Origin of the sequence: Noviherbaspirillum soli, from assembly GCF_015352955.1 — a bacterium.
In the GTDB taxonomy this organism is placed as follows: Bacteria; Pseudomonadota; Gammaproteobacteria; order Burkholderiales; family Burkholderiaceae_D; genus Noviherbaspirillum_A; species Noviherbaspirillum_A soli.
On record NZ_JACYOX010000009.1, the window covers coordinates 41534 to 53738 of the forward strand.

General features: G+C 61.5%; 8 protein-coding genes and 1 tRNA gene. 4 read left to right on the top strand and 5 right to left on the bottom strand.

All coding sequences use genetic code 11. The annotated features are described in order from the left end of the window. Positions 1–32: 32 nt before the first annotated feature. A tRNA-Leu gene (locus tag IGW04_RS09350) sits at positions 33–119 on the top strand. A 348-nt stretch (positions 120–467) separates the two neighbouring features. Further along, positions 468–2360 carry a hypothetical protein gene (locus tag IGW04_RS09355; RefSeq protein WP_194712808.1) on the top strand — a complete coding sequence of 631 codons (1893 nt, stop codon included), beginning with the start codon at positions 468–470 and terminating at the stop codon, positions 2358–2360. Between the two features lie 68 nt (positions 2361–2428). Here IGW04_RS09355 and IGW04_RS09360 read toward each other — a convergent pair whose 3' ends face one another. From IGW04_RS09360 to IGW04_RS09370, 3 genes are all read right to left on the bottom strand, one after another. Further along, entirely contained in the window at positions 2429–4399 is a 1971-nt protein-coding gene (locus IGW04_RS09360; RefSeq protein WP_194712809.1) for a S8 family serine peptidase, read from the bottom strand. A gap of 334 nt (positions 4400–4733) precedes the next feature. After that, positions 4734–4913: a hypothetical protein gene (locus IGW04_RS09365; RefSeq protein ID WP_194712810.1), complete on the bottom strand. Its 180-nt coding sequence runs from the start codon at positions 4911–4913 to the stop codon at positions 4734–4736. Between the two features lie 85 nt (positions 4914–4998). Then, a complete protein-coding gene (locus tag IGW04_RS09370; protein ID WP_194712811.1) occupies positions 4999–5547 on the bottom strand; it encodes a Dps family protein in 549 nt (182 codons plus the stop codon). Between the two features lie 313 nt (positions 5548–5860). Here IGW04_RS09370 and IGW04_RS09375 point away from each other — a divergent pair, with 313 nt between their 5' ends. Beyond that, positions 5861–6115 carry a hypothetical protein gene (locus IGW04_RS09375; RefSeq protein WP_194712812.1) on the top strand — a complete coding sequence of 85 codons (255 nt, stop codon included), beginning with the start codon at positions 5861–5863 and terminating at the stop codon, positions 6113–6115. A 155-nt stretch (positions 6116–6270) separates the two neighbouring features. Next, entirely contained in the window at positions 6271–9417 is a 3147-nt protein-coding gene (locus IGW04_RS09380; protein WP_194712813.1) for a bifunctional diguanylate cyclase/phosphodiesterase, read from the top strand. 19 nt (positions 9418–9436) lie between these two features. On the opposite strand, the gene IGW04_RS09385 is transcribed toward IGW04_RS09380, so the two are convergent. Further along, complete coding sequence (locus IGW04_RS09385; protein ID WP_194712814.1) at positions 9437–10237, bottom strand: FRG domain-containing protein; 801 nt, start codon at positions 10235–10237, stop codon at positions 9437–9439. A 178-nt stretch (positions 10238–10415) separates the two neighbouring features. Next, the gene (locus tag IGW04_RS09390) at positions 10416–12134 is read right to left on the bottom strand and encodes an ankyrin repeat domain-containing protein (RefSeq protein WP_194712815.1); all 1719 of its coding nucleotides are present in this window, start codon (positions 12132–12134) and stop codon (positions 10416–10418) included. Positions 12135–12205 lie beyond the last annotated feature (71 nt).

A 12205-nucleotide genomic window follows, 5' to 3' on the forward strand; every position in this document is an offset into this window, starting at 1 on the left:
CGCTTCAAATAGAGGATAATGCCGGCTGCGTTGCCGAGATGGCGGAATAGGTAGACGCACGGGACTCAAAATCCCGCGCTGGAAACAGCGTGCCGGTTCGATTCCGGCTCTCGGCACCACTGATTGAACGGCCTCTAGCGATACGGGCCGTTTTTTTATGGCTTGCCCGGTCGTGCAATCGCGCTGATGTCCTGCAGTGAACGGCTTGGCCACCGCATGATCTGCCGCGCCGAAAAAGCAGGCCCAGGCTGCATGCCGTTTCCGAGTTCCTTTCATCCTCTCCTGTGACTTGCCGGCAGCGGGATCGGAGCGCCGCTGCGCTGGCACTGCCCGCGATGACGGAAGCGGAACCATAAGCGCCTGTGAAGATACTCAATGCCGATCTCGGGTCTAAAGCAGAATAGCAAACACGAAAGACGGCGTTATAGCGCTGCTCTCTTTTCAACGTTGTATCTCACACAAGAACAGTGAACACCACTCCCCTACCCGCCGAAGCTGCCAGCGCTCTGCCATTGAAGAAAAACACATCCTTCCAACGGTTCTGGCTATATCTGAATGGTGCGCGAGCCCAGATGCATGCAGCGGTGCTGGTGCCCGTCGCTTTCGGTATCTGGTCGCTTCTGCTGGGCGCTGACAGCAATTGGGACTTGCGGAACTATCATCTCTACAATCCGTTCGCGTTCCTGCATGACAAGCTTGGCACCGACTTTGCGCCGGCCGGCTTTCAAAGCTATTTCAATCCGCTTCTCGACATACCGTACTACCTTGCAATAAACCATCTGCCACCGCGCCTGCTTGGCTTCATGATGGGCGTGATCCATGGTCTTAATTTCGTGCTGGTCCTGGCGATCTGCCGCAAGCTGCTGCTCTGGCTGCCGGATACGAACAGGCAGCGCACGACTATCCTGCTCGCGCTTGCGGGATGCCTGACGGCCAATTTCCTGTCAGAGCTAGGGAGCACAATGGGAGACAACACCACCGCCCTGTTCTGCCTCGCATCGATACTGGTCACGCTGCATGCCATTCCCGCGCTCTCGGCCCGATCTGTCCACGCCATCTGGACGCTGGCGGCGGCGGGTGTGCTTGCCGGCATGGCTGCTGGCCTGAAATTGACGAATGCGCCCTATGCCGTGGCAATCTGCCTGGGCTTGTTGACACTGCCTGTTTCGATAGCGATGCGTGTTCAAGGTGCCTTCGCATTCGGGGTCGGCGTGCTGGCCGGGCTGGCAGGCACCGCCGGCTTCTGGTTCTACACAATGTGGCAGACCTTTGGCAATCCATTCTTCCCGCAATTCAGCAATCTCTTTCCCAATCCGCTTGCGGGCGCGGGCGGCGTCACGGATACCTCATGGCTGCCCAAAACCCTGCTGCAACAACTGCTCTGGCCTTTCATCATTTCCGCAGATGCGAAAAAAGTGGGCCAGATTCCGCTTCGCTATGTGCTCTGGGCTATTGCCTATCTGCTCCTCATTCTGCTGGCAATACGAGGGCTTGCCGCAAAGATCCGGAAATCGGCGACGCAGCGTCTGGCGCCCGATGCCCGGTTCATCGTCATTGTGTTGGTGCTCGGGTTCATCCTGTGGATGAGGATCTTCAGCATCTATCGCTATCTGGTGCCAATGGACCTGCTGGCGCCGCTGGCCATTTACCTGCTTTTCACGCGGCTGCTTCCGTATTCGCGGGCCCACACCGCAGCATCGTGGGTTATTGCAATTTCCACGCTTCTGGTACTTCTGGGTGGATTCAAGACTTGGGGACATGAGGGATGGAGCGACAAGCCCTTTCATGTCGATGTGCCGGCGCTTGCGGATCCGGCGCGCACCACCGTGCTGACTACCGAGGACGATCCGCCCTTCGGCTGGCTCGTCATGGCATTTCCACCGGAAGTCGCCTTTGCCCAGGTCAATGGCAATTTCCCGAAAGGTCCGGCCTTTTCAGCGAAGATCGAAAGCATGATCGCCGGCCGCAATGGCCCTGTCCATGCGCTGATCAAGGGTGAAGAAGATGTTTATCCCGAACGTGCGGCACGCATGAGGTCGCTGGCCGATCAGCTCGGCCTGACGAGTACGCCTTCCAGATGCGCCGCGCTGCAATGGGTGATCGGCAGGTTCAAGCTCCGTGCGAGTGTTTCAGCGGCAGACCCGACCGCGAAGGACGCGGCTTGCCAACTGCAGAAGCAGGCTCCTGATCCCTACCCGAATATCGATGCAGAGAACAAGGCGCATCAGGACAAGGCGCAACGGGTCCTGAGCACCTATGGCTATTTACTGGACCCTCAAAGCTGCTCCCTGCACAGTGCGGGCATAGGGGATGACAGGCAAATGTTCCAGTGGTGCAGTGTCAAGCGGAGGACACGCTGAACAGGCGGTCCTGACATCCACCCGAATCAGCCGGGGCGCGACATGGCATCGCGCCCCTTCTTTCATGCCTACTGCGTAATGCTGGAGTAAGAGCAGTACTTCGTCACGCCATACACCGGGTCGCCAAAGACCCAGTTCGCGCAAGCCGTCGAGCCGTTGACGACCTTGGTGGCATAAACGCCGTTGGCGCCATAGCGCACGGTGCGGGTGCCGGTGAAGGTGCAGTTGGCGCCTTCGACTGCGCAATTGGTCCAGGTCTCGACGACCGGCGCCGGAGCCGGTGCCGGCGCTGCGGTGGTGGTGATGGCGTCGCCGTAGTCGCAGGTCTTCACAACGCCATATACCGGGTCGCCGAATACGCCGTTGGAGCAGGCCACCGTGCTGGTTGCGGTGACGAACGCGTATGTATTGTTGGCGCCGTAACGCACCTGACGGGTGCCGCTGAAGTTGCAGGCATTGCCTTCGGACGCGCACCGGGTCCAGTTGCTTGCGACCTTGACGGCATTGGCCACGTTCACCGCTACCGACGGCGATGCGCCGGCATTGCCTGCAGCGTCATAGGCCACTACCGTCAGCGTTGCCGTGCCATTGGCCACGCCGGCGCTGTCCCAGCTAAAGCCGAAAGGCGCGGACGTATCGGTTGCCACCACGGTGCCGTTTACCTTGAGGTCGGCCCGTATCACGCCGACGTTGTCGCTGGCGGCCATATTGACGGCCACCAGGCCCGATACGGTGTCGCCGGCCAGCGGCGCGGTCAGCGCGGCGGAAGGCGCCTGGGTGTCGATCTTGACCAGGCGGCTTACGGCGGCCTGCACGCCGGCAGCGGCATTGACCCGGCCGTAACCATAGTAGGGATCGCGTCCGGCAGCGCCGCGGTCGACCGCCGTGGAATACAGCAGGCTTTCGACGGTGAGATTATCCAGCGATGAATTGGCCGACATCATCAGTGCGGCAACGCCGGCAACCAGCGGGCTGGCAAACGATGTGCCGTTCCACTGGCCATAGCGGCCACCGGTGCTGGTGGTCCAGATATTGGTCCCCGGCGCGGACAGGGTCACGAAGCTGCCGTAGCTGGACCAGCCTGCCAGGTTGTCGTTTTCATCCGTGGCCGACACCACCGTCATGGCGGCCGTGGGCGTCACGCCTTCATCGCGGCCATTGTTGCCGGCCGAAGCAAACAGCAGACCGCCCTTGCTCCTCAGGTACTGCGCCGCGTTGAGCACTGCCTGGCTGGCGGCCACGCCGCTGTAGCTGACATTGACGATGCGCGCGCCATTGTCCGCCGCGAAGTTGATGCCGCTGACCACGGTGCTGTAATAGGCGTAGCAGCCGCTGGTGCTAGTGTTGTAGAAGGCCACCTTGACCGGCATGATTTTGGCCTTGCCGGCGATGCCGGCCACGCCCGCGCTGTTATTGCTGACCGCGGCTGCCGTGCCGGCGACCGCGGTGCCATGCCCGCAGGTGTCATTGGTGTCGGCATTGCCGTCAACGAAGTTGTAGCCCGGGACCAGGTTGCCCACGAGATCAGGATGGCTGGCGTCGACCCCGGAATCCAGGATCGCGATCTTGACGCCCTCCCCCATGCCGGCGGCACTGTCCCAGGCCGTTGGCGCACCCACCTTGCCGACATGCCACTGGCTGCCCAGGTACGGGTCATTCGGCAATGCCGAGCTGACGACCACACGGTCCAGCTCCACCATTTTCAGGTGCGGATGGTGTTCCAGGATTTTTGCCACGGCGTTGGCCGTGCCGTTGGGCAGGTCCACCACGAACACGTCGCCCCTGCCGATGCGGCGCGCCAGGCCACGATGCACTTTCAGCAGCTTGGCCAGCTCTTGGCTGGAGAGGCCGGCACGCGGCTGGATCAGAAGGCGGTTGGGCGCATAGAGCGGCATGCCAGCCGCGACTGCAGCGCGCACATCGTTGGGCGCCGCTGCATGAGCGGAAACAGCCGGAAGGGATAACGCCGCGAGAAGCGCCAGCGCGAGCAGCGTGGGGGCCGGGGCAGCGGGGAAGGAAGCAACACGGGTATGGGTCATCACGGTTCCAGAGAATGAAAGTCATGCCGCTTGGGACATGGCTTGCATTCTACTGGACAATTTCCCTCAGGAAATAATTTGATGTCTATGCAGCAACACAATGTGCTGCATTTAAGCAACCAGAGTTCATTGGCCGATCAAGCGCGCACGGCCAAATATTTTTTCAAGTGGTTTCAATTGGCGTTTTTAGAAGTGCCGGAAGATCGCGGCGACAGGCTGCCGGTTGGCCTCGCCGTCCCGCAGACATCTACGCCTGCGATGAACTGCACCGGATCGCGGGGAAAAGGATGGAGCTTGCCGTGGCGCCGGAAGCCCTGCTGTTCAAGGCGATCAATCACCTATCTGGGAAGAAGGAGGAGATCACTGCCGCAGGCATGAACTCGGCGAGGCTATGGGCGACGCTCAGATCGATTTCGGCTTCACCGGCAGTGCGGCCAGCCTGGAAGAGACGCCGGCGGTGCGGCGGCTGCAAAGCATCTTCGATAAAGCGGCACAGGTAGCGCAGCAGCTGCACGCACGGCCCCGAACTGGCGGCCTTCGTCGAAGCCCGCCTGGGCCGGTTGCAGCATCCCTGAAGCGCAAAAAGCGAAAAAAGCGTTTCAGTGGCCGGTACGGTCCGGGTTGCGGTCCGCTTCGAACAGGAACCAGGTACGCTCCTCGGTCTCGTCGATCCAGTTCTCGATCAGGCTGGCGGTGGCAATGTCGCGGTTGTCATCGCAGACTTCATGGGCTTCGCGCAGGCTGGCTACCAGCGCGCGGTTGTTGTCGCATAGCTCGGAGAGCATTTTCGATGGCTCGACAAAATCCTCGTCATTGTCCGGAATGCGCTGCAGCCGGGACACATGGCCGATCGAACGCAGCGTCTTGCCACCCAGCTTGCGGATGCGTTCGGCCAGCGGGTCGGTCATGGCGAACAATTCGGTTGCCTGGTCATCCAGCATCAGGTGATAGTCGCGGAAATGCGGTCCGCTCATGTGCCAGTGGAAGTTCTTGGTCTTCATGTAGAGCGCGAACACGTCGGCCAGCACCGCATTGAGCGCCTCGGCGACCTCGGTGGTGGCCTGCGGCCTGAGGTCGGTTGGCGTCTTGAGTGCCGGCGCGGCGTTGCCGTCGTCGCCTTGCTGCTTGTTTGCTTTTGGAGCGTCCATTGTGGTTTCCTGAAAGGGAGTGGAAGGGAGTGACTCCCACCCTTGCTATCTATGGCGGGAGCGGAGGGATCCGTTTCTCGGATTCCCGTTTGGCCGCCATGTTCAAAAAAATCCCGGCTAAACGCAGCAGTATTGCGAATAATCAGGGCCGGCGTCCCTGGCTGGTCCAGGCCGATCGAGGCCTGTGGGGCCATGCGGCCCGGCTGCGCTCGCAACCTTTGACGATTGACAAGGCCAGCCATGTATGCATGCGCTGGCCTTCTTCTTGCATTGCTCCTGGCAGACAGCCGTACAGACCAGCACAGGATCTTCCATGAAAAAAGCGTACAAGGAACCCGGCCTCACCAACGAGGGCGTGGTGTTCTCCGTTGAAGTCGATTCGGTCGAGCGTGAATTCCTGATCCTCAAGAGCGCCCTGACCTACCTCTGCAAGTTGCAGGGATTCACCATGGACTTCATGAACACCTATCGCGCCTGCGAAGCCCGCATACACAGCGTGGCGCGGCGCCTGGCCGCGGGCGCGCCCAAGGGCGGGCCACTGGTTCTCAACACTGCTTGCTTCGTTTGAGTGCAGGGCGTTGCGGCGCGCCTGCACTGTTCTGCACCGGTCCGCCCCAGTGCCGGCCGGCATGATGCATGCGACCCCAGCAATGCATTGCACGATGGAAATACATGGCACGCGCATTGCTTGGATAAAGGATCTTTTCCAAGCAAGGCCAGGGCATGCAGAACTACCTTTCGCGCCTGATCGGCGGACTGAGCGTCGGCCGCAAGCTGGCGCTGATCTATTTCCTCGACCTGACGGCGGTAATCTTCGTCTCCGGCATCCTGATCAATGAGAAGTACATCGCCATCGATTTCACCGACAAGGAAATCGCCGGCGCCCACTACATCGCCGCGGTGAGCCGCAGCCTGGTGCCGCTGGCGCACGACCTTCAGGCCGCATCATCCACCGCCACGGCCGCGACGATGTCCAGCCTGGACGACGCGCAGTCCCGCTACGGCACATTGCTGGGCGCCGAGGGCCTGGCTGCGGCATACAGCGAAGCGCTCGCTGCCAGCGCCGGCGACCATGCATTCGACGCCGGCCGCGCCCTGCTCACCCGCATCGGCAACCAGTCCAACCTGATACTCGACCCCGATCTCGACAGCTATTACACGATGTCGCTGGTGATGCTGCGCTTCCCGGAACTGCTGGGCCTGCTGCGCGAGGCCGGGCAACTGGCTCAAGGTCTTGCGGTCCGGCCGGATGCGGACGGCCACACCCGGCTGCTCCTGCTGGAAGGCAGGCTGGACGCCACGATGCACGGCATCGCCAGCGATTATGAGGAAGCATTCGCCGCCAGCAAGCCGATGCTGCGCGAGCGGCTCACGGCGAGCCGCGCCGCGCTGCTCGACGCCTTGGCAGAATTCCGCGCGGCCAGCCACAGCCTGGATCGTCGGGACGGCACCATCCTGGAGCAGCATCGCATTGCGGCGGTGCAGGCGCTGGCCAACGCATGGCAAGCCGCCCAGGACGACCTGCAGCGCCTGCTGGCCTTGCGCAATGCCGAGGCCTATTCCCGGATGTGGACCCATCTGGGTACGGCTGCGCTGCTGCTGGTCGTGATCCTGAATGTGGTGTTCTTCGTGGCCAGCCAGATCGTGCGGCCGATCTCCCGGCTGGCGCAGGTAGCGGCCAGGGTCAGCGGCTCGGGCGACTATACGCTGCGCGCCGAATGGCGCAGCGGCGACGAGATCGGCCGCCTCGTGAGCGGCTTCAACGGCATGCTGGAACAGTTGGACCATCAGCGCATGAGCCAGCAGGAACTGGTGGCACGCCACCGCGCCGCCGATGCCCAGCGCGAACTGGTGGAAGCCATTCCCATTCCGATGATGGTCACGTCGATTCCGACCCACGAGGTGCTGCACGCCAACGAAGCGGCGCAGTCCTGGCTGGATGGCTGCCGCAGCGATCCATGGAAGGCCGGCATGCCGGGGCCGACCCGGGCCCGCTTCTTCCAGGCCCTGACCGACATGGAAGCGGTGGATCAGTTCGAAGTCTGCTGGCGCGGCGGCCAGTCGCCTTCCTGGGCACTGGTGTCGGCCCGCTGCATCGTCTATCAGCGCCAGCGCGCCGTGCTGACGACCTTCACGCCGATCAACCAGATGAAGCTGATGGAGCAGCGGCTGGAACTGTGGGCCAAGGTATTCGAGGCGTCGTCTGAAGGCATCGTCATCGTCGACCCGCATGGCCGCATCCTCGACGTGAATCGCGCCTTCTGCCGCAGCGCCAATCTCGATCTTGCCGACCTCCTGGGCGCCGACCCGCGAACACTGCTGGACCAGCGCAATCCACCGCACTTCTTCGCCGACATCACCGCCGCCGCGCAGAGTCTTGGCAGCTGGCAGGGCGAAGCCTGGGTCAGGCGCAAGGGACGCGACCCCTACCCCGCATGGCTGGTGCTCAACGCGGTGCGCGACGCCCACGGCGAAATCAGCCATTACATCGCGATCTCGCTAGACATCAGCGAGCGCAAGAAGAATGAAGAACGTATCGCCTACATGGCGCAGCATGATGCGCTGACCGGCTTGCCCAACCGCGGACTGTGCCAGGAGCGGCTGCGGCTGTCGCTGGCGCAGGCGCGCCGCACCGGGCAGAAGGTGGCGCTGCTGTTCATCGACCTGGACCGCTTCAAGAACATCAACGATTCGCTCGGCCACCATGTCGGCGACGGCCTGCTGCGCTCCATCGCCAGCCGCCTCACCGCGGCTGTGCGCGAGGGCGACACGGTGTGCCGGCTGGGCGGCGACGAGTTCGTAGTGATCCTGAATGGCATCGGCGATGTCGCAGAGATCGGCCGCATCGTCGACCAGCGCCTGATCGCGCTGGTGCGCCAGCCGCATCAGGTGAATGGCGCCGAACTGCATATTTCGTGCAGCGTCGGCGTGGCGGTGTTTCCCGACGACGGCCATGACATCGACCAGCTGATGCGGCATGCCGACGTGGCGATGTACCAGGCCAAGAGCAGCGGCCGCGACAACCTGCAGTTCTTCACGGAAGAGCTGAACCACAAGGTCGTGCGCCGCCTGCAGCTGGAAAACGACCTGCGCCACGCGGTCGAACGCGGCGAGCTGCTGCTGCATTACCAGCCCAGGGTCGATGCGCAGAGCGGCGCGCTGGCGGGGGTGGAAAGCCTGGTGCGCTGGATGCATCCGTCCCGCGGCATGATACCGCCGGCCGACTTCATCCCGATCGCGGAAGAGACCGGGCTGATCGTCGGCATCGGCGCCTGGATCATCGGCGAGGCATGCCGCCAGCATCAAGCCTGGCATCGGCAGGGCCTGGGCGCGGTGCCGATTTCCATCAACCTGTCAGCGCTGCAACTGCGCGAACCCGGCCTGTGCGCAACGCTCGCCGAAGCGCTGCGGCGCCACGCGGTGGACCCCGCGCAGATCGAACTGGAGCTCACCGAATCCCTGCTGATGGACAACGTGGCGGCCACGATCGCCGTGCTGCGCGACATCAAGGCCCTGGGCTGCGCCATCTCCATCGACGACTTCGGCTCGGGCTATTCCAGCCTGAACTACCTCTACCGCTTCCCGATCGACAGGCTGAAGATAGACCGCTCCTTCATCCAGAGCATGCACAGCGCGCCGAAGAACCTGGCGGTGATCAATGCCATCATCGGGCTGGGCCATACGCTGGGCCTGAAGGTGGTGGCCGAAGGCGTGGAGCACCAGCCGGAAGCCGAGCAGCTGCGCGCGTGCGGCTGCGATGAACTGCAGGGCTTTCATTACAGCCGGCCGCTCCCTGCGCAACAGGCACAGCAATGGATCAGGGCGCATGGCAGCGCGCTGGAAGCGGGCCGCGTGCTGCGGCTGGCATGAACGCCAGGCCGCTGCGGCCTCAGCTCAGGCCGCCCTGCTCCGGATCGACGCCCGCCCCGCTCCATACCATTTCCAGTTCGAACGCCAGGGAGCGCGCCAGGCCGTCGAGGTCGGGGAACAGCGAGGCATGGGTGATGTTCATGCGGTACAGCGTGTGCATTGCCTCGTCGCGGATCGACGGCGGCAGCAGCAGCTTTTGCATCAGCGGCGCATCGGTGGCGTAGCCGTCCAGGATCTGGTCGAGCGGACGGTCCAGCAGGCCCGGCACCGCGAACATGCCCGACTGCGCCACCAGTCGCCGGTCCATCTGCATCGGCTCGCCGACCCAGACCACCTCGTGGATGTTCTGCATGAAGTAATACTCGAACTTGCCCGGCAGCCGCGGGTCGATCACTTCCCGGGTCAGTTCCGGCCGCTCGCGCGGCACCGCATGCCAGAGCGCCGGCGTGTTCAGCGCATACACGGCCGAGGTGCCGCTGGCGCGCTCCAGCGCGAAGAAGGCGGCCACGAACGGCGACTTGGTGAAATCGAGCAACCGGGTCGGCGCGCCATGGTGCTGCATTAGCGCCACCGTGCGCAGTTCTTCCTGCAGCGCGGCCTCGTTGCTGAGGTAGTTATGCGCCTTGCGCCGGAAGATGCGCAGGGCACGCTTCTCGCGTTCGGTCCAGGAAGCGGCATCCGGCACGAATTCCTTGAAGTAACGCGACAGCGACGATGAAAGCTGCGACCGCGCATGCCGCTCGCCGCGGAATGCCCAGCCGTCGAGCGCGGCCGTGCGGTCGATGAATTCCTGCCAGGTGTGGATGGGGATTTCTTCCATGGTGGATGGGGATGCGATGCGGATGACGCTTATGGTCGCACCGCATGCCGGGCGATGGCAGGGAATTGATCAAACGATCTCAGCGCGCCCGTGCCCAAATGCGCACGGGCGCAGCAGCACGGCTGGAGCTTATCACGCCATCCAGTCCGGTCGAAACCAGCGGACGTTACCTGATGTACTAAAAGAAGTCGGTTGTCTGCCAATTAGGCGTTGCGTGTGCGTTATGGACTTTCTCACAGTAGCCCTGAAGCAATATAACCTGGCGGTTTAGTAGTTGGTTGTAAAGCGCCTGATTGCTTTCTTCCCCCTTTACGCGAGAACGCTTTTTACTCAGGCCACGCAGTTGCTTGCTCAAGCAAGCTGTCAAGATTTCTTCCCTCCGCTCATCCGTTTCTGACAGCCAATCCTTGTTTGTGCGTCCCAAGCCAACTGCCTGCTGCACGCAGACTATGAGCAAGTTGCACAGACCAGCGTTTTGGAGACGACGCTCAATATCTCGGGGGGCAATCCCCAGATCGGTGAATTCGGTGCTGGTCAGACTGCCCAGCACGCGGTATATGTCATCAGCCTTGGAGGCTTCCAGCGTCAAGCCAACTTCCCTGAACTTATCGCGGTTAGCATGAAGCTGGGCGGCCACATTGCTCGTTTGAGGCAGTGAGACCTTGGGGCTCTCTCCCCGATCAACAGTTTGAGGCGGTTCAATTGCCGCCAGGTAGCTTGCCGTGAACAAGCCAGCCTGTGCTGTGCTCATGGGTTTTTCGCCGTTCAACTCTCTTGCCAGATCCTCAGACCTCGATAGGACGGATGCGACATCTGGCAGGAGAGTTTTGAAGGATGCCACGATGTCTTCATACACAGGCTTGTCCGTCATGCCCTGCTGATGTGGAGCCGTTTCCTCCGCAATCTTGCGCCAGCCGCTTGCGGCCTGTGTAATCGCCGCTATGCCATCTGAATCGCGCATGCGATCCGGGGCATGGCGTTCCATGAGCATGGTTACGATCTCAGTGCTCTGCTGTCCCGCTGCGTTTGCCTTTGCCTTTGACAGTGCGGTATCGCCGTGTCTATCCTGAGCCGCCAAGTCGGCTCCTCTTTCAATCAGAAGCCGGACGGTTTCCGTATTTCCCGAAGCCACTGCGGCGTGCAATAGCGGCACATTTCCCATAGGCCGATTGACCAGCCGTTTGGCGGCGCCAGCGGCAAAGAGTTCAGCTATCCAGCGGTGCAACGCATTGAAGAACCAGTCGACGCCGGAAAGGCGATTATCAAGAGGAGGAATGCCGAGCCTTGCATCCAGCTCCTTGAGAAGCTCGGCAGGATCGCCGGCAGCAGCAGCGTCATAGATGGGAAGCTCATCCTGTTGCCTGGTTCTTATAAAGTCGTTTTTGTACTCGGACAGCGCCGTGATGAGTGGATGTTTTCCCTGTTTACGGGCTTCCGCAACCAGTTGCTCGAATTGTTGCACTGGAAAGTCGGCATCTGGAAGCAAGGCGTTAAGCAGTTCGGACATTTTCGATTGGTCGTTGTGCTTTAAGCGTGCCTTCTCAACCAGTTCGAGTTGCATTGCTATTGGAATAGCGGCCGCTTTTCCAGGAACACTTTTCTTGATCAACTCGGCAACCATGCTTGAACGCCTTTTGTCAACTGCTTGTAGCAGCAGTTTGCCCAATTCCTCAGCGGTGATTGCTGACCAATTCCCAGGTTGTTGTTGAATCAGGTCCTGAAGGTGCTCGGTCTGGTTATTAACGATGCATATGTCCAGCTGAGATGGAAAATCATTCTTTTCGCCTGACTTGCCATAGCCTGGAAAAGGATCATCGGAAAAACTGGTTTCATTTGTGAATATGGACGAATTTCCCTGGGGTGTAAGAGAACTGCCTTTGTAGGTTAGCCGGTTCATGCTATTCAGTAGAAGTTGGAAAAGTAGCCCAGTTGCTCGCTCATCGTTAGGCAAACGTGATAAACCGCACT